Source organism: Pseudomonas sp. IT-P74 (genome assembly GCF_949768175.1).
In the GTDB taxonomy this organism is placed as follows: domain Bacteria; phylum Pseudomonadota; class Gammaproteobacteria; order Pseudomonadales; family Pseudomonadaceae; genus Aquipseudomonas.
Genome location: NZ_CATKQD010000055.1, coordinates 171,951 through 187,889 on the forward strand (window position 1 = coordinate 171,951; position 15,939 = coordinate 187,889).

Annotated in this window: 18 protein-coding genes; 12 read left to right on the forward strand and 6 right to left on the reverse strand. The window is 59.8% G+C overall.

Annotated elements, in window-relative coordinates:
• The first annotated feature begins 1 nt into the window (after position 1).
• Positions 2-415 carry an alternative ribosome rescue aminoacyl-tRNA hydrolase ArfB gene (arfB, locus tag ACM6J5_RS21135; RefSeq protein WP_056721500.1) on the forward strand — a complete coding sequence of 138 codons (414 nt, stop codon included), beginning with the start codon at positions 2-4 and terminating at the stop codon, positions 413-415.
• Here the strand turns inward: arfB and ACM6J5_RS21140 are convergent.
• The 6 genes from ACM6J5_RS21140 to phhA all read right to left on the reverse strand — a co-directional run bounded on the left by ACM6J5_RS21140 (position 412) and on the right by phhA (position 4,821).
• Positions 412-1,611, reverse strand: coding sequence for an MFS transporter (locus ACM6J5_RS21140; protein ID WP_095945471.1), 1,200 nt, complete (start codon positions 1,609-1,611; stop codon positions 412-414). The genes arfB and ACM6J5_RS21140 overlap by 4 nt on opposite strands.
• 99 nt (positions 1,612-1,710) lie before the next feature.
• Positions 1,711-1,896 carry a hypothetical protein gene (locus ACM6J5_RS21145; protein ID WP_095945470.1) on the reverse strand — a complete coding sequence of 62 codons (186 nt, stop codon included), beginning with the start codon at positions 1,894-1,896 and terminating at the stop codon, positions 1,711-1,713.
• Between the two features lie 71 nt (positions 1,897-1,967).
• A complete protein-coding gene (locus ACM6J5_RS21150; protein WP_256589141.1) occupies positions 1,968-2,099 on the reverse strand; it encodes a hypothetical protein in 132 nt (43 codons plus the stop codon).
• A 276-nt stretch (positions 2,100-2,375) separates the two neighbouring features.
• A complete protein-coding gene (locus tag ACM6J5_RS21155; RefSeq protein ID WP_414929277.1) occupies positions 2,376-3,569 on the reverse strand; it encodes an amino acid aminotransferase in 1,194 nt (397 codons plus the stop codon).
• Positions 3,569-3,925: a 4a-hydroxytetrahydrobiopterin dehydratase gene (locus ACM6J5_RS21160; RefSeq protein WP_414929278.1), complete on the reverse strand. Its 357-nt coding sequence runs from the start codon at positions 3,923-3,925 to the stop codon at positions 3,569-3,571. The genes ACM6J5_RS21155 and ACM6J5_RS21160 overlap by 1 nt, the downstream gene beginning before the upstream one ends.
• 104 nt (positions 3,926-4,029) lie before the next feature.
• A complete protein-coding gene (phhA, locus tag ACM6J5_RS21165) occupies positions 4,030-4,821 on the reverse strand; it encodes a phenylalanine 4-monooxygenase (protein ID WP_414929279.1) in 792 nt (263 codons plus the stop codon).
• Between the two features lie 371 nt (positions 4,822-5,192).
• On the opposite strand from phhA, the gene ACM6J5_RS21170 reads away from it, so the two are divergent.
• The 11 genes from ACM6J5_RS21170 to flgJ all read left to right on the forward strand — a co-directional run bounded on the left by ACM6J5_RS21170 (position 5,193) and on the right by flgJ (position 15,925).
• A complete protein-coding gene (locus ACM6J5_RS21170; protein WP_095945466.1) occupies positions 5,193-6,752 on the forward strand; it encodes a sigma-54-dependent transcriptional regulator in 1,560 nt (519 codons plus the stop codon).
• Positions 6,753-6,909: 157 nt separating this feature from the next.
• A complete protein-coding gene (locus ACM6J5_RS21175; RefSeq protein WP_095945465.1) occupies positions 6,910-7,077 on the forward strand; it encodes a periplasmic nitrate reductase, NapE protein in 168 nt (55 codons plus the stop codon).
• A 37-nt stretch (positions 7,078-7,114) separates the two neighbouring features.
• The gene (locus ACM6J5_RS21180; protein WP_414929280.1) at positions 7,115-7,381 is read left to right on the forward strand and encodes a chaperone NapD; all 267 of its coding nucleotides are present in this window, start codon (positions 7,115-7,117) and stop codon (positions 7,379-7,381) included.
• Positions 7,372-9,876 carry a nitrate reductase catalytic subunit NapA gene (napA, locus tag ACM6J5_RS21185; RefSeq protein WP_414929281.1) on the forward strand — a complete coding sequence of 835 codons (2,505 nt, stop codon included), beginning with the start codon at positions 7,372-7,374 and terminating at the stop codon, positions 9,874-9,876. The genes ACM6J5_RS21180 and napA overlap by 10 nt, the downstream gene beginning before the upstream one ends.
• A gap of 41 nt (positions 9,877-9,917) precedes the next feature.
• Complete coding sequence (locus tag ACM6J5_RS21190) at positions 9,918-10,379, forward strand: nitrate reductase cytochrome c-type subunit (RefSeq protein ID WP_371319448.1); 462 nt, start codon at positions 9,918-9,920, stop codon at positions 10,377-10,379.
• Between the two features lie 9 nt (positions 10,380-10,388).
• The gene (locus ACM6J5_RS21195) at positions 10,389-10,985 is read left to right on the forward strand and encodes a cytochrome c3 family protein (RefSeq protein WP_057715918.1); all 597 of its coding nucleotides are present in this window, start codon (positions 10,389-10,391) and stop codon (positions 10,983-10,985) included.
• A gap of 203 nt (positions 10,986-11,188) precedes the next feature.
• Positions 11,189-11,929, forward strand: a complete 741-nt coding sequence (locus ACM6J5_RS21200; RefSeq protein WP_095945461.1) for a flagellar basal body rod protein FlgF — start codon at positions 11,189-11,191, stop codon at positions 11,927-11,929.
• A 45-nt stretch (positions 11,930-11,974) separates the two neighbouring features.
• Entirely contained in the window at positions 11,975-12,760 is a 786-nt protein-coding gene (gene flgG, locus ACM6J5_RS21205) for a flagellar basal-body rod protein FlgG (RefSeq protein ID WP_095945460.1), read from the forward strand.
• Positions 12,761-12,812: 52 nt separating this feature from the next.
• A complete protein-coding gene (gene flgH, locus ACM6J5_RS21210) occupies positions 12,813-13,508 on the forward strand; it encodes a flagellar basal body L-ring protein FlgH (RefSeq protein ID WP_414929282.1) in 696 nt (231 codons plus the stop codon).
• A 27-nt stretch (positions 13,509-13,535) separates the two neighbouring features.
• The gene (locus ACM6J5_RS21215; protein WP_095945458.1) at positions 13,536-14,624 is read left to right on the forward strand and encodes a flagellar basal body P-ring protein FlgI; all 1,089 of its coding nucleotides are present in this window, start codon (positions 13,536-13,538) and stop codon (positions 14,622-14,624) included.
• An 11-nt stretch (positions 14,625-14,635) separates the two neighbouring features.
• Positions 14,636-15,925 (forward strand): flagellar assembly peptidoglycan hydrolase FlgJ, encoded by a 1,290-nt coding sequence (gene flgJ, locus ACM6J5_RS21220; protein ID WP_414929283.1) that lies wholly within the window; start codon positions 14,636-14,638, stop codon positions 15,923-15,925.
• Positions 15,926-15,939 lie beyond the last annotated feature (14 nt).

A 15,939-nucleotide genomic window follows, 5' to 3' on the forward strand; every position in this document is an offset into this window, starting at 1 on the left:
CATGCTGGTGATTTCCAACAACGTGCAGCTGCCGGATGCCGAGATCGAGTTGACGGCCATTCGCGCCCAGGGTGCCGGTGGGCAGAACGTCAACAAGGTCTCCAGTGCCGTGCACCTGCGCTTCGACATACCTGCGTCGTCCTTGCCCGAGTTCTACAAGGAACGGCTGCTGGCGCTGCGCGACAGCCGCATCACCAGCGACGGTGTGTTGATCATCAAGGCCCAGCAGTACCGGACGCAGGAACAGAACCGCGCCGATGCGCTGTTGCGCCTGACCGAGTTGATCCAGAGTGCCACCAAGGTCGAGAAAAAGCGCCGCCCGACCAAGCCGACCCTCGGCTCGAAGACCCGTCGCCTCGAATCCAAATCCAAGCGCGGCAACATCAAGGCCGGGCGCGGCAAGGTCGATTTCTAGCGAGCGTCCCGCGCTTCGCGTTGCTTCGGTGCCTGCCGGTACAGGTAAAGGCTCAACATCAAACCGCTGAGGGCGGCGAGGGCGGCGAACAGGAAGATCGATGCAAAACCAAATCCTGCCGCAATCGCACCGGCCAATGGCCCGGTAATCCCCAACGACAAGTCGATGAACAGCGAATAGGCGCCGACGGCTGCGCCACGGCTGGAAGCCGGGACCAGATTGACCGCCTCCACCCCCAGTGCCGGAAACACCAGCGAAAAGCCGAAGCCGCTCAGCGCCGCACCTGCCAGAGCCCAATGGGCATCCGGCGCCAGCCACAGCAACAGCAATCCCAGGGTTTCCACCGACAGGCAGGCAATGGCCACGCGAAAGCCGCCGAGGCGGTTGATCAGGTTGCCGAACAGCAAGCGCGCGCCAATGAAACTGGCGCCGAACAGGCTCAGGCACAGCACCGCGTTGTCCCAGTGTTGCGTGGCGTAATACAGGGTGATGAAGGTGGCGATGGTGCCAAAACCGATGGAGCCCAGGGCCAGGCCGCAGCCGTGGGGGAAGACTCGCCCCAGCACGTGCATGAACGGCAGACGCTCACCGGTAACGATCGGCGCGGCGGTTTTCGGCCAGGCCAGCAGCAGGCCGAGCACAGCCAGCAAAACAATGCTCACCCCCATGCTCCACAAGCCCAGTTGATGGACGAGCAATACGCCCAGGGGCGCGCCGACAGCCAGTGCGCCATAGCTGGCGATACCGTTCCAGGAGATGACCTTGGCCGTGTTCGCCGCGCCGACCCGGCCAATGCCCCAGCCAATCGAGCCCGAGCCCACCAGGCTTTCGGCGCTGCCGAGCACCAGGCGGCCGATCAACAGGCTGATCAGGCTCAAGGTCGGCAGGCTCTGGGTCCAGGCGGAGATCAGCATGAACACACCGCTCAATCCACAACCGGCCAGGCCATACATCACAGCCAGCTTGCTACCCTTGTTGTCGATGATCTTCCCGGCATAGGGGCGGCTGAGCAGGGTGGCCAGGTATTGCACGCTGATCACCAGACCCGCGATGACTGCGCCGAAGCCCAGGTCGCTGTGGACGTAACCGGGCAATACGGCCAGGGGGATGCCGATGTTCAGGTAGCCGATGAAGGTGAAAAGGACGATGGAGACAACTTGCAGCGTGACCGCCAGGGGGCGCTGGTTTTCGGGCATGGGTAAAGGTCCACGGTAAAGCAGGATAGATAGGCTGCTTATGATAGCGGTGTGGACGGTCACAGGTTGTGAAAAAGTAAAACTATTTGCCGGGTGGCGTCATTCAGGTTTGGCGGGAGCGACCAGTTGCGTGGTGACCAGGGCGGCCAGCGCATTTTCCTGGGTGCCGAAGCGGGCGAGCAAGGCGGCTTGTTTCTCGGGGGGGAGGCGATTCCAGATCCCGATCATTTTCTCGGCGGTGCCGATCAGGACGCTGGCCTGCGCTTCACTGAATTCATCGGTCATGGTCAGGCTCGTTTCAGGCAGTGTGGAAAGCGCATGGTAGCGCTTTCCACACAGTCTGTGCGGCGGGTATTTCAGTCTTCTCTGTCAGCCTGGCGGCTGTCAGTGGCTTCTTTCGGCTGGGGCTGTTGGGCTCCGGCTTGCTGCGTGGTCGTCTGCTCAGGTTCGTGCAGGCTTGGGAAGGGGAGATTAGGAATCTCGTGCATGGTTGCGCTCCTCGCTAAGTCTGTTGATAGATCTGGTAGATCCGCGCTTTTAAAAAAGCCTGGGCAGGATACAGCAGTAAAAATGACAAACGGACGTTTATATCCATTTGTTTCGACGGATGGGGTTGTATAGACAGATCGGTAACACTGGCGCAGAAATAATTGTAGGAGTGAGCCTGCTCGCGATAGCGGTGTATCAGTCAACATCAATGTTGAATGACACTCCGCTATCGCGAGCAGGCTCGCTCCTACAGGGGGATTTGCAGTGTTTGAAAGTTATTTGCAGACCTTCGCAATCGCCTCGGCCAGCAGATCCAGACGCGTGGCATCAATCCCCGCCACGTTGGCCCGCCCCGAGCTGACCATGTACACGCTGTGATGATCGCGCAGGTTGTTCACTTGCACAGGCGACAGGCCGGTGTAGGAGAACATCCCGCGTTGCACGCCAATGTGCGCAAAACGCTCGCGCAAACCGTGAGGCTCCAGCGCTTCCACCAGACCGCTGCGCAGTTGGGCGATACGCAGGCGCATGGCTTCCACTTCGTCAGCCCAGAGATTTTTCAGCTCCGGGTCGCCGAGGATGGTCGCCACGACAGCCGCACCATGATCCGGCGGCGTCGACCACAGGTTGCGGGCGATGTTGGCCAACTGGCTGCGGATGTCGACAAGCTTGTCGGCGGTTTTCGCGCAGACAATCAGGGCGCCGGTGCGGTCGCGGTACAGGCCGAAGTTCTTCGAGCAGGAGCTGGTGATCAACAGTTCTGGCAACTCGGCGGCGAACAGCCGGGTCGACCAGGCGTCCTGTTCCAGTCCATCGCCAAAGCCCTGGTAGGCAAAGTCGATCAGCGGCAGCAGTTCGCGACGGCGCACCACCTCCAGCACCCGCTGCCAGTCATCCTGGGACAGGTCGAAACCGGTCGGGTTGTGGCAGCAGGCGTGCAGCAACACCACGTCGCCCTTGGGCGCGTCATTGAGCGTCGCGAGCATCCCTTCAATGTCGAGACGGTTGTCGCTGCCCACGTACGGGTAGTGGCTGACCTTGACCTTGGCCGCCGCGAAAATCGTTTCGTGGATTGGCCAGGTCGGGTTGCTCAACCACACGCCACGGCCCGGCAGGCATTGGGCGATGAAGTCCGCGCTCAGGCGCAGCGCACCCGTGCCACCCGGTGTCTGGGTGGCGCCGGCGCGTTGTGCGTTGATCAGCTTCGAGTCGGCACCCAGCACCAGCTCATTGATGGCCTTGCCGAACGCGGGCTCGCCGTGACCACCGATGTAGGTCTTGGTGGACTGGCGATCCACCAGGCGCTGCTCGGCAAGTTTCACCGACTCAAGAATCGGCGTCAGGCCCTGGGCGTCTTTATAGACACCCACGCCCAAGTCGAACTTGCGCGGGTTCGGGTCCTGCGCGTAGGCCTCCATCAGGCCCAGGATCGGGTCGCCAGGCACTCGACCGATGGCGTCGAAATGCATTACTTGCGCCCCTCGGCGTCCTTCGCAACGATGTCAGTGCGTGCGGCCATGATGAAGTCGTTGCGGTGCAGGCCCTTGATCGAGTGGCTCCACCAGGTCACGGTCACTTTGCCCCACTCGGTCAGCAGGCCCGGGTGGTGGCCCTCGGCCTCGGAGATTTCACCGACAGCGTTGGTGAACGCCAGGGCGTGCTTGAAGTTCTTGAACAGGAAGACTTTTTCCAGTTGCATGACGCCGTCGCGTACTTCGATGTTCCAGTCCGGGATCTGCTTGATCAGGATCGGCAGTTCTTCGTCGCTGACTTGTGGAGCGTCGGCGCGGCAGGCTTCGCAATGGGCTTGAGTTAATGCGGTCATGATGAATTCCTGAAATCGAATGTTGGGAAATCGGCCCTCAGTGCTACCACGCTAATCCAAAGCGATGGTTTCTGACAGGCTCACTTGATTCTAAAAGCGGCGGATCACGCGGCCTTTGGTTTTGGCGGAAACTTCGGTGTGTGCAGACCCATCTGCATCGCTTGCTTGACCATGCCCATGATGTCTTCGTGAGCGAGGTCGAACAGACGCTTGAGATTTGGCAATGCGAAGTACAGTGGTTGCAAGATGTCGATGCGGTAAGGCGTGCGCATGCATTCCAGCGGATCGAACGGCTGATGCTCAGGCTCGTCCGACAGGCAATACACGGTCTCTTTCGGAGAAGACAGAATGCCGCCGCCGTAGATGCGCTGGCCTTGCGGAGTGTCGACCAGGCCGAACTCGATGGTCATCCAGTACAGGCGCGCCAGGTAGACGCGTTCTTCCTTGGTCGCCTTGAGGCCGAGTTTGCCGTAGGTGTGGGTGAATTCGGCGAACCAGGGGTTGGTCAGCAGCGGGCAGTGACCGAAGATCTCGTGGAAAATGTCCGGCTCTTGCAGGTAGTCCAGTTCTTCGCGGGTACGAATGAAGGTCGCCACCGGAAACTGCTTGCTGGCCAGCAATTCGAAAAAGGTCTGGAAGGGAATCAGTGCAGGAACCCGGGCAACCTGCCAGCCGGTGGTTTCACCCAGGACCTTGTTGATTTCGCCGAGTTGAGGAATGCGGTCTTGGGGCAGACCGAGTTTTTCGATACCGTCCAGATACTCCTGGCACGCACGCCCTTCGATCACTTTCAGTTGACGGGTGATCAGCGTGTTCCACACCGCGTGTTCTTCGGCGGGGTAGTCGATAAAACCTTGCGCATCGGGCTCGCGAGCCACGTATTGCGTCTGCTTCATGCTGCTCTCCTGCTAGGGGATTTCGTTCTTGTTATGTACTGCTATGGACCTAGAAATACCCCATCAATTGCAGCGTTGCAGCAGGTGAACAGCGTCGTGTGCGGGAAAACCCCTCAATTATCGTAAAGTTTTCGTTACGTATCGGTCGTCATCGCGCAGATGTTGAGATTGGCGGCTGGGAAAAGCCCTACATCTGTCACATAATCTTGACGACTATCTGAGCGCCTAATCAGAAAAGTCGGGCGCTAACCCTGTGGGAGCCAGCCTGCTGGCGATAGCGGTGTGTCATTCGACATCAATAGGGCCTGATGCGACGCCATCGCCAGCAGGCTGGCTCCCACAGGTCAATCATCGTTTATCAGGTCTTTTACATGCGTATCAAAGTCCACTGCCAGAACCGCATCGGCATCCTGCGCGACATTCTCAATCTGTTGGTGGAGTACGGGATCAACGTGGCCCGCGGTGAAGTGGGCGGTGAGCATGGCAATGCCATCTACCTGCATTGCCCGAACCTGATCAACATTCAGTTCCAGGCCCTGCGTCCGAAATTCGAAGCGATTGCCGGGGTGTTTGGCGTCAAGCGTGTAGGGCTGATGCCCAGCGAGCGTCGGCACATGGAACTCAATGCACTGCTCGGTGCGCTGGAGTTTCCGGTGCTGTCGATCGACATGGGCGGTTCCATTGTCGCGGCCAACCGTGCGGCGGCGCAGTTGCTCGGCGTACGGGTCGACGAGGTGCCTGGGATTCCCCTGTCGCGCTACGCCGAGGATTTCGATTTGCCGGAACTGGTGCGCGCCAACAAGTCGCGGATCAACGGGTTGCGGGTCAAGGTCAAGGGCGATGTCTTCCTGGCCGACATCGCGCCGCTGCAATCGGAGCACGACGACAGCGAGGCCATGGCCGGTGCGGTGCTGACATTGCATCGCGCCGACCGGGTGGGCGAACGCATCTATAACGTGCGCAAGCAGGAATTGCGTGGCTTCGACAGCATCTTCCAAAGCTCGAAAGTCATGGCCGCGGTGGTGCGCGAAGCCCGGCGCATGGCGCCGCTGGATGCACCGCTATTGATAGAAGGGGAGACCGGCACCGGCAAAGAGCTGTTAGCGCGTGCCTGCCACTTGGCCAGTCCTCGCGGGCAGTCGCCATTGATGGCGCTCAATTGCGCCGGTCTGCCGGAGTCCATGGCCGAGACGGAATTGTTCGGTTACGGCCCGGGTGCCTTTGAAGGGGCGCGGGCCGAAGGCAAGCTCGGGCTGCTGGAGCTGACGGCGGGCGGCACGCTGTTTCTCGATGGCGTCGGGGAAATGAGCCCGCGTTTGCAGGTGAAGTTACTGCGCTTCCTGCAGGACGGTTGCTTCCGCCGTGTAGGCAGTGATGAAGAGGTCTACCTCGATGTGCGAGTGATCTGCGCGACCCAGGTCGACCTGTCCGAATTGTGCGCTCGCGGCGAGTTCCGCCAGGACCTCTATCACCGCTTGAATGTGTTGTCGCTGCACATCCCGCCGTTGCGCGAATGCCTCGACGGTTTGACGCCGCTGGTGGAGCACTTCCTCGATCAGGCCAGCCGGCAGATCGGTTGCCCGCTGCCGAAACTGGCCCCGGCGGCCATGGAGCGGCTCAGTCATTACCATTGGCCGGGCAACGTGCGGCAGTTGGAAAACGTGCTGTTCCAGGCCGTTTCCCTGTGTGACGGCGGGACCGTCAAGGCCGAGCACATTCGTTTGCCGGACTATGGCGTGCGTCAGCCCCTGGGTGATTTTTCGCTGGAAGGAGGGCTGGACGAGATCGTCGGGCGTTTCGAGAAGGCGGTGCTGGAGCGGCTGTATTCGGAGCATGCCAGCAGCCGATTGCTCGGCAAGCGACTGGGTGTTTCCCATACAACGATTGCCAACAAGTTGCGTGAATATGAAATAGGCAAACTGGAGCGTTAATGACTCGACCAGACAAGAATTATTATCGGATGTAAATATTTATCCAGCGCTTCAAGTTTGCATTTAAAACGCTAAAACCTCTGCTATTGACCTGAATCATGGAACTTACAGAGGAAGCCATCTAGGCTCTTCTCAAAGTTTGGCAGGAGCGCTGACCATGCCATCAATGGATGACTCCACCCGGCGAGTTCGCAAAGAAACTCGCCTGTTCTATTTCCTGATCATTGTTCTGTTTCCACTGTTATCAGTGGCGATAGTCGGTGGTTACGGTTTTTTTGTGTGGTTTCTGCAAATGCTCCTCGGTCCGCCAGGGCCTCCCAACTGATCGACATTCATCGCTAATTCAGCAGGGAGTACGGGTCGTGGAAAAGACGCTGCACATTGCCAGCCTGGTAGTACATGCCCGTCCTGCCTTGTTCGAGGCGGTGAAAGCCAATCTGCGTTTGCTCACGGGCGTTGAGCTTCATCAGGAAAGCCCCGCCGGCAAATTGGTGGTTGTGCTGGAAACCGAGCATGAAAGCCAGATTCTTCAGCGAATCGATCAGATCAATCGCTTGCCGGGTGTGCTCAATGCCGCTCTGGTTTATCACGAGATTCTCGATGTGACGGGAGAAAGCACATGCCTATGACTCGGCGAGAGTTTGTCAAAGCCCAGGCTGCCGGAATCGCGGCAGCGGCTGCGGGTCTCCCGGTGTTTACCTCGGCCAGCAACCTGATTACCGAACAGGACATGGTTTCCCTGAACTGGAACAAGGCGCCCTGTCGTTTTTGCGGTACCGGTTGCAGCGTCATGGTGGCGACCAAGGACAACCGCGTAGTTGCAACTCACGGCGATGTAAAAGCCGAGGTCAATCGCGGGTTGAACTGCGTCAAAGGCTACTTTTTATCCAAGATCATGTACGGCGTTGATCGGCTGACTCAGCCGCTGTTGCGCATGACCAATGGGCAATATGACAAACAGGGCGAATTTCACCCGGTGTCCTGGAAACAGGCATTCGATGTGATGGAGTTGAAGTACAAGGAGGCGCTGAAGAACAAGGGCGGGGAATCCATCGCCATGTTCGGTTCCGGCCAGTGGACGATCTGGGAAGGGTACGCGGCCAACAAATTGATGAAGGCGGGATTCCGCTCGAACAACATCGACCCCAATGCACGCCATTGCATGGCCTCGGCGGTCATGGGATTCATGCGCACGTTCGGTATCGATGAGCCGATGGGCTGTTATGACGATATCGAAGTCACCGATGCATTCGTCCTGTGGGGTTCAAACATGGCGGAAATGCACCCGATTCTCTGGAGTCGGGTGACTGATCGTCGTTTAAGCCAGCCGAATGTGAAAGTGGCCGTGCTCTCTACGTTCGAACATCGCAGTTTTGAACTGGCCGACATTCCGATGGTGTTCAAGCCGCAGACTGACTTGCTGATTCTCAACTACATCGCCAATCACATCATTGAAAGCGGCTCGGTCAACAAAGACTTTGTCAGCAAGCACACCAAATTCGCCAAAGGCACCGATGACATCGGCTACGGTTTGCGTGCCGATAATCCGCTGGAGATGAAGGCCAAAAATGCCGACAAAGCGAACACCTGGACCGACATCGACTTCGAGCAATTCGCTGCTTTCGTAAAACCCTACACCCTGGAACGCACCGCGAAGGAAACCGGGGTGCCAGCCGAGCGCCTCAAAGCACTGGCCGAACTGTATGCCGACCCCAAGCGCAAGGTGGTTTCGTTCTGGACCATGGGTTTCAACCAGCACACCCGGGGCGTGTGGGCCAACAACCTGATCTACAACATCCACCTGCTGACCGGAAAAATCAGCGAGCCGGGCAACAGTCCGTTCTCCCTGACGGGCCAGCCTTCGGCCTGCGGAACGGCGCGGGAAGTGGGCACGTTCTCCCATCGTCTGCCGGCCGATCTGGTGGTGACCAATCCGAAGCATCGCGCCACGGCGGAAAAAATCTGGAAACTGCCGGCGGGCACCATCAAGGAAAAGGTCGGGTTCCATGCCGTGCAGCAGAGCCGCATGCTCAAGGACGGCGTGCTCAATGTGTATTGGACGATGGCCAGCAACAACATGCAGGCCGGGCCCAACATCATGCAGGAAGTGTTGCCGGGTTGGCGCAATCCCGAGAACTTCGTGGTGGTGTCGGATGTGTATCCCACCGTCTCGGCGCAGGCGGCGGATCTGATTTTGCCCACGGCCATGTGGGTCGAGAAAGAGGGCGCTTACGGCAATGCGGAGCGACGTACGCAGTTCTGGCACCAACTGGTTTCGGCGCCGGGTGACGCCAAGTCGGACCTCTGGCAACTGGTCGAATTTTCCAAGCGCTTTAAAACCGACGAAGTCTGGCCGGCGCAATTGTTGGAGAGTTCACCGCAGTACAAGGGCAAGACCCTGTATGAGGTGTTGTTCAAGAATGGCCAGGTCGATCAGTTCCCTGTTGAACAAATGGCGGCGGGCTATCAGAACGACGAGGCCCGGGATTTCGGTTTCTACCTGCAAAAAGGCCTGTTCGAAGAATATGCCCAGTTCGGCCGTGGACATGGTCATGACTTGGCGCCCTTTGATCGTTATCACTCCGAGCGCGGGTTGCGCTGGCCCGTCGTCGAAGGCAAGGAAACGCTTTGGCGCTTCCGCGAAGGTTACGATCCGTATGTCGAGAAGGGCAGTGGCGTGCAGTTCTACGGCTACCCCGATAAGAAGGCAATCATCTTCGCGCTGCCTTACGAGCCTCCTGCGGAAGCCCCGGACGCGGACTTCCCGTTCTGGTTGAGCACCGGTCGGGTGCTTGAGCATTGGCACACCGGGACTATGACCCAGCGTGTCGAAGAACTCTATAAAGCGGTCCCCGATGCGCTGGTCTACATGCACCCGGCCGATGCCAAGGCCTTGAATGCCCGGCGTGGCAGCGAAGTAAAGCTGATCAGTCGGCGCGGCGAGATGCGTGCGCGGATTGAAACCCGGGGGCGCAACAAGCCGCCCCAAGGCCTGGTGTTCGTGCCGTTTTTCGATGCCAACAAGCTGATCAACAAAGTCACGCTTGATGCGACGGACCCGATCTCCAAACAGACCGATTACAAGAAATGCGCGATCAGGATTGAGTTGATCAAGACGGCATAAGGAGAGCTTTCATGAATTATCGTTCGCTGTCCTTGCTTGTCATGCTGCTGATGTGGCTACCCGCGACATTTGCGGCAGAACCCGGTTACCCACTGGATGCGCCGGCACCGGATGGACGGCGAGTCGGCGGGACCCTGACCCAGGAGCTGCCGGCACCGCCCATTGCCGAAGACGAGAACAAGGACCTCAAGCGTGAGCGCAATTACCCCGATCAACCGCCCACCATACCCCACAGCATTCGCGGGTATGCCATCGACATGAACAGCAACAAGTGCCTGACCTGCCACAGTCGCGCCAACAGTGCGCGTACCCAGGCGCCGATGATCAGCATCACTCACTACATGGACCGCGACGGCCAGGCATTGGCCGCGGTGTCGCCGCGCCGATACTTCTGCAACCAGTGTCACGTGCCGCAAAAGGATGTGAAGCCACTGGTGAGCAACAGCTTCAAGAACATCGATCAGGTCTTGCAAGACGAAATCAACCACCAGCCGAAACCTTGAGGAAAGGCCATGAAATCTTTGCTTGCCTTGCTCAAGGATTATTGGGCTGTGCTGCGTCGGCCCAGCGTGCATTACAGCCTGGGCTTCCTGACCCTGGGCGGGTTTATCGCCGGGGTGATTTTCTGGGGTGGGTTCAACACCGCGCTGGAAGCGACCAACACCGAGAAGTTCTGCACGTCCTGCCATGAAATGCGCGACAACGTGTTTGTCGAGTTGCAGGAAACCATTCACTACACCAACCGCTCGGGCGTGCGCGCCACGTGCCCGGACTGTCACGTCCCGCACGAGTGGACGCACAAGATCGCCCGCAAGATGCAGGCTTCCAAGGAGGTCTGGGGCAAGCTGTTCGGCACTATCAGTACCCGGGACAAGTTTCTGGGCATGCGCCGGGAGCTGGCCGAACACGAGTGGGCACGGCTCAAGGCCAACGATTCCCGGGAGTGTCGCAACTGCCATAACTTCGAGTTCATGGACTTCACACGCCAGGGTAAACGTGCCGCCAACATGCACTCCACCTCCTTGGCCAGTGGCCAGGCGACCTGTATCGATTGCCATAAAGGCATTGCCCACAAATTGCCCGACATGAGCGGCGTGAAAGGTTGGTAGCCGGCTTTTCACGGCATTGCCGCCAAGCGGCATAACCGCGCCGGTTTTTCGTCTTCGATACATCGTTCGATTCCCTTCTGATTAGCCTCCAGCCCCTTGTTTAAAGGGGGTTGGAGCCGCTGCACGCAAGTTGGTCTGCAAATTGCTACAACCTGCGCAACACAGCAGTGGGCGGCAAACGTCCGGCAGGCAGAGGAACAATTGTGGACAAGTACCTTTATGTGGCAATGACCGGCGCCAGCCAGAATGCACTGGCGCAAAAGGCTCATGCCAACAACCTCGCGAACATCTCCACCAACGGCTTCCAGAAAGACCTGGAACAGGCCCGTTCGATGCCGGTGTTCGGTGACAGCTTTCCGGCGCGTGCGTTTGCCATGTCGGAACGCCCGGGCACGGATTTCTCCCCGGGTTCACTGGTGGAAACCGGTCGCGACCTCGACGTTGCCGTGCAAGGCAACGGCTGGATTGCCGTGCAGACGCCCGATGGCGGTGAAAGCTACGTGCGCACCGGCAGCCTGAACGTTGACGCCCTGGGCGTGCTGCGCGCCGGCAATGGCATGCCGGTCATGGGCAATGGCGGGCCGATTGCCGTGCCGCCCGAGCAGCAGATCGAAGTTGGCGAGGACGGCACCATCAGCATCCGCGCGATGGGTGAAGGTCCTCGGGTGATGGCTGAAGTCGACCGCATCAAACTGGTCAACCCGGACCTCAAGAACATGAGCAAGGGCCTGGATGGTTCGATCCACACCAAGGACGGCGCGCCTGCGCAGGCCGATGCCAACGTCAAGCTGGTGTCCGGGTTCCTCGAGTCGAGCAATGTCAATGCCGTGGAAGAGATGACCTCGGTACTGGCCTTGGCCAAGCAGTTCGAACTGCACATCAAGATGATGAACACCGCCAAAGACGATGACCAGGCCATGGCTCGGGTCTTGCAGATCAGCTAATTACCAGAACGTCGCGCCGTAAAACAGGCGCACGAGGAGAATCGAATGCTTCCGGCTCTATGGGTTGCCAAGACAGGTCTGTCCGCCCAGGACACCAACCTGACCACCATTTCCAACAACCTGGCCAACGTGTCGACCACGGGTTTCAAACGTGACCGCGCCGAGTTCCAGGACTTGCTCTACCAGATCAAACGCCAGCCAGGCGCCCAGTCGACCCAGGACAGCGAACTGCCGTCGGGTCTGCAACTGGGTACTGGTGTGCGCATCGTCGGCACCCAGAAAAACTTCACCGCCGGCAGCCTGCAAACCACCGAGCAGCCACTGGACATGGCCATCGACGGTCGCGGGTTCTTCCAGATCCTGCAACCGGACGGCACCACGTCCTACACCCGTGACGGTACGTTCCACCTGGACTCCAACGGTCAGATCGTGAACGCCAGCGGCTTTGCCCTGGAGCCGGCGATTGTCATTCCGAACGAAGCGCAGACCTTCACGGTCGGCCGCGACGGCACCGTGTCCATCACCGTTGCCGGCAACCCGGCTGCCCAGGTGATCGGCAACCTGCAAACCGCCGACTTCATCAACCCGGCCGGCCTGCAGGCCGTGGGCAACAACCTGTTCCTGGAAACCGCCGCCAGCGGCGCGCCGCAAGTCGGCACCCCGGGCCTGGCCGGTTTCGGCACCACGCTGCAGAACACCCTGGAAACGTCCAACGTCAGCACCGTTGAGGAGATGGTCAACATGATCACCACTCAGCGCGCCTACGAGATGAACTCCAAGGTGATCTCCACTGCCGACCAGATGCTCTCGTTCGTAACGCAGAATCTGTAATCAAGTCTATGTGGCGGCCATTGGGCCGCCTGCAACACCGTGAGGTAGGGTCATGAATCGCTATGTATCTGTTCTGGCACTGAGTGGGATCACCGCGCTCGCAGGTTGCGTGCCTGCGACGCCCAAGCCCAATGACCCTTACTACGCTCCGGTGTTGCCGCGCACGCCGTTGCCGGCGGCGGCGAACAATGGCTCGATCTATCAGGCCGGTTTCGAACAGAACCTCTACAGCGACCGCAAGGCGTTCCGGGTCGGTGACATCATCACCATCACCCTGAACGAAAGGACCCAGGCCAGCAAAAACGCCAATTCGCAAATTGGCAAGAACAGCAAGGCTAACATCGGCCTGAGTTCGCTGTTCGGCAGCAGCGCCACCACCAACAACCCGTTCGGCGATGGCGACCTCAGCCTGAGTGCCAGTTACGAAGGTGACCGCGCGACCAAGGGCGACAGCAAGGCGGCGCAGGGCAACACCCTGACCGGTTCGATCACGGTCACCGTCGCCGATGTGTTGCCCAACGGCATCATCGCGGTTCGCGGCGAGAAGTGGATGACCCTCAACACCGGCGATGAGCTGGTGCGGATTGCCGGCCTGGTTCGCGCCGATGACATCGCCACCGATAACACCGTGCCGTCGACCCGTGTCGCCGATGCGCGCATCACCTACTCGGGCACCGGTTCGTTTGCCGATGCGAGTCAGCCAGGCTGGTTCGACCGTTTCTTCCTCAGCCCGCTGTTCCCTTTCTAGGTGGTCAGTTTGAATCTTAAACACCTCATGGTGGCCGCCTTGATGCTGTGCGCCGCGTTCAACGCGCAGGCCGAGCGCCTGAAGGACATCGCCAGCATTTCCGGCGTGCGTTCCAACCAATTGATCGGCTACGGCCTGGTGGTCGGGCTTAACGGCACCGGCGACCAGACGACGCAGACCCCGTTCACCCTGCAGACCTTCAACAACATGCTCTCGCAGTTCGGTATCAAGGTGCCGCCAGGCTCGGGCAATGTGCAGTTGAAGAACGTCGCGGCTGTGTCGATCAGTGCCGATCTGCCGGCGTTCGCCAAGCCGGGGCAGCAGGTCGACATCACCGTTTCGTCCATCGGCAACTCCAAGAGTTTGCGTGGCGGCACCTTGCTGCTGACGCCACTCAAAGGTATCGACGGCAACGTCTACGCGGTGGCCCAGGGCAACCTGGTGGTCGGTGGTTTCGATGCGGAAGGGCGAGACGGCTCGAAGATCACCGTCAACGTTCCGTCGGCCGGCCGCATCCCGGGTGGTGCGTCGGTGGAGCGTGCGGTGCCGAGCGGTTTCAACCAGGGCAACAGCCTGACGCTGAACCTCAACCGTTCCGACTTCACCACCGCCAAGCGCATCGTCGACAAAATCAACGACATGCTCGGCCCTGGCGTGGCCCAGGCCATCGACGGCGGTTCGATTCGCGTCACTGCGCCGCTCGATCCGAGCCAGCGCGTCGACTACCTTTCGATCCTGGAAAATCTCGAAGTCGATCCGGGCCAGGCGGTGGCGAAAGTCATCATCAACTCCCGTACGGGCACCATCGTGATCGGCCAGAACGTCAAGGTGTCCCCGGCCGCCGTGACCCACGGCAGTCTGACCGTGACCATCACCGAAGACCCGATCGTCAGCCAACCCGGCCCTCTGTCCAATGGCACGACGGCGGTGGTACCGCGCTCGAAGGTCAACGCCCAGCAGGAAGCCAAGCCGATGTTCAAGTTCGGCCCGGGCACCACCCTCGACGAGATCGTACGGGCGGTGAACCAGGTCGGCGCGGCACCGGGTGACCTGATGGCGATCCTCGAAGCGCTGAAGCAGGCCGGCGCCCTGCAAGCCGATTTGATCGTGATCTGAGGACGGCCATTGTGGATATGCGCAAGAGCGGTCTGGTCAGCAGCAGCGATTCGGGCTCCTATTCGGACCTGAACCGTCTGAATCAGCTCAAGGTCGGCGACAAGAACAGCGACGGCAACCTGCGCAAGGTGGCGCAGGAGTTCGAATCGTTGTTCCTCGGTGAGATGCTCAAGTCAATGCGCTCGGCAACCGAAGCGCTGGGGCAGGACAATCCGCTGAACACGCCGGCGGCCAAGCAGTACCAGGAAATGTACGACCAGCAACTGGCGGTTTCCATGTCCCGCGAGGGTGGAGGTATCGGCCTGGCCGACGTGCTGATGCGCCAGATGTCGAAGAACAAACCGCTGACGCCGGGTGAGGCGGCTGCTGCGTCACTGGCCAAGCAAGAGGCTGCCAAGGCCGCCGTGGAAACGCCGGTGGCGGCAGGTACGGTGGCAATCAATGGCCCGCTGTCGCGGGTCAATGGCCAGCGTCCGTTGTGGGCTTCGCGTTCAGTCCATGCGCCGCAAGAGGCGGGCGAGGGTGCCCATCGCAATGACATGGCGCTGATCAATCAGCGACGCCTGGCACTGCCGCCGAAACTGGCTGATCGGTTGTTGGCCGGGCTGGTGCCTTCGGCGACGACCGCTGTCACCACGACGATCGACAAGACAACCTTGCCAGAGCGCACGACGAACACCGGCACGGGACCGTTGTACAACGGCGACTGGCTGGCGACCGCGCAACAATCCTCCACTGGCGGCATGCAGATCTACGGGCGCGCCATGGCGCAGATTCCGCTGGCACCAGCGAAGAAAGCCTTCAGTTCCGCCGACCAGTTCGTCAACACCATGCTGCCGATGGCCAAGGAAGCGGCGGCCCGCATTGGTGTCGATCCACGTTACCTGGTGGCCCAGGCGGCCCTGGAAACCGGCTGGGGCAAGTCGGTCATGCGTGCTCAGGACGGCAGCAGCAGCCACAACCTGTTCGGCATCAAGGCCGGCAACAGTTGGCAGGGCAATTCGGCGCGGGCGATCACCAGCGAATTCAGGAACGGGCAGATGGTCAAGGAGACGGCCGAGTTCCGTTCCTACGACTCCTACAAGGACAGTTTCCATGACCTTGTGACTTTGCTGCAGACCAACAATCGCTATCAAGATGTCGTGAAGTCGGCCGATAACCCAGAACAGTTTGTACGCGAGTTGCAGAGAGCCGGTTACGCAACCGACCCGAACTACGCGAGCAAGATTTCGCAGATAGCCAAGCAGATGACGAGTTACCAGAACTACGCTGCGGCGGGCGTTTCCACCACGCCTTTATAGGCACAAGGTATAAG

Excerpts from the sequence above, each read along its gene's own strand:
- arfB (WP_056721500.1), top strand. The coding sequence starts at position 2 with ATGCTGGTGATTTCCAACAACGTGCAGCTGCCGGATGCCGAGATCGAG.
- ACM6J5_RS21140 (WP_095945471.1), bottom strand. The coding sequence starts at position 1,611 with ATGCCCGAAAACCAGCGCCCCCTGGCGGTCACGCTGCAAGTTGTCTCC.
- ACM6J5_RS21145 (WP_095945470.1), bottom strand. The coding sequence starts at position 1,896 with ATGACCGATGAATTCAGTGAAGCGCAGGCCAGCGTCCTGATCGGCACC.
- ACM6J5_RS21150 (WP_256589141.1), bottom strand. The coding sequence starts at position 2,099 with ATGCACGAGATTCCTAATCTCCCCTTCCCAAGCCTGCACGAACCTGAG.
- ACM6J5_RS21155 (WP_414929277.1), bottom strand. The coding sequence starts at position 3,569 with ATGCATTTCGACGCCATCGGTCGAGTGCCTGGCGACCCGATCCTGGGC.
- ACM6J5_RS21160 (WP_414929278.1), bottom strand. The coding sequence starts at position 3,925 with ATGACCGCATTAACTCAAGCCCATTGCGAAGCCTGCCGCGCCGACGCT.
- phhA (WP_414929279.1), bottom strand. The coding sequence starts at position 4,821 with ATGAAGCAGACGCAATACGTGGCTCGCGAGCCCGATGCGCAAGGTTTT.
- ACM6J5_RS21170 (WP_095945466.1), top strand. The coding sequence starts at position 5,193 with ATGCGTATCAAAGTCCACTGCCAGAACCGCATCGGCATCCTGCGCGAC.
- ACM6J5_RS21175 (WP_095945465.1), top strand. The coding sequence starts at position 6,910 with ATGCCATCAATGGATGACTCCACCCGGCGAGTTCGCAAAGAAACTCGC.
- napA (WP_414929281.1), top strand. The coding sequence starts at position 7,372 with ATGCCTATGACTCGGCGAGAGTTTGTCAAAGCCCAGGCTGCCGGAATC.
- ACM6J5_RS21190 (WP_371319448.1), top strand. The coding sequence starts at position 9,918 with ATGCTGCTGATGTGGCTACCCGCGACATTTGCGGCAGAACCCGGTTAC.
- ACM6J5_RS21195 (WP_057715918.1), top strand. The coding sequence starts at position 10,389 with ATGAAATCTTTGCTTGCCTTGCTCAAGGATTATTGGGCTGTGCTGCGT.
- flgG (WP_095945460.1), top strand. The coding sequence starts at position 11,975 with ATGCTTCCGGCTCTATGGGTTGCCAAGACAGGTCTGTCCGCCCAGGAC.
- flgH (WP_414929282.1), top strand. The coding sequence starts at position 12,813 with ATGAATCGCTATGTATCTGTTCTGGCACTGAGTGGGATCACCGCGCTC.
- ACM6J5_RS21215 (WP_095945458.1), top strand. The coding sequence starts at position 13,536 with ATGGTGGCCGCCTTGATGCTGTGCGCCGCGTTCAACGCGCAGGCCGAG.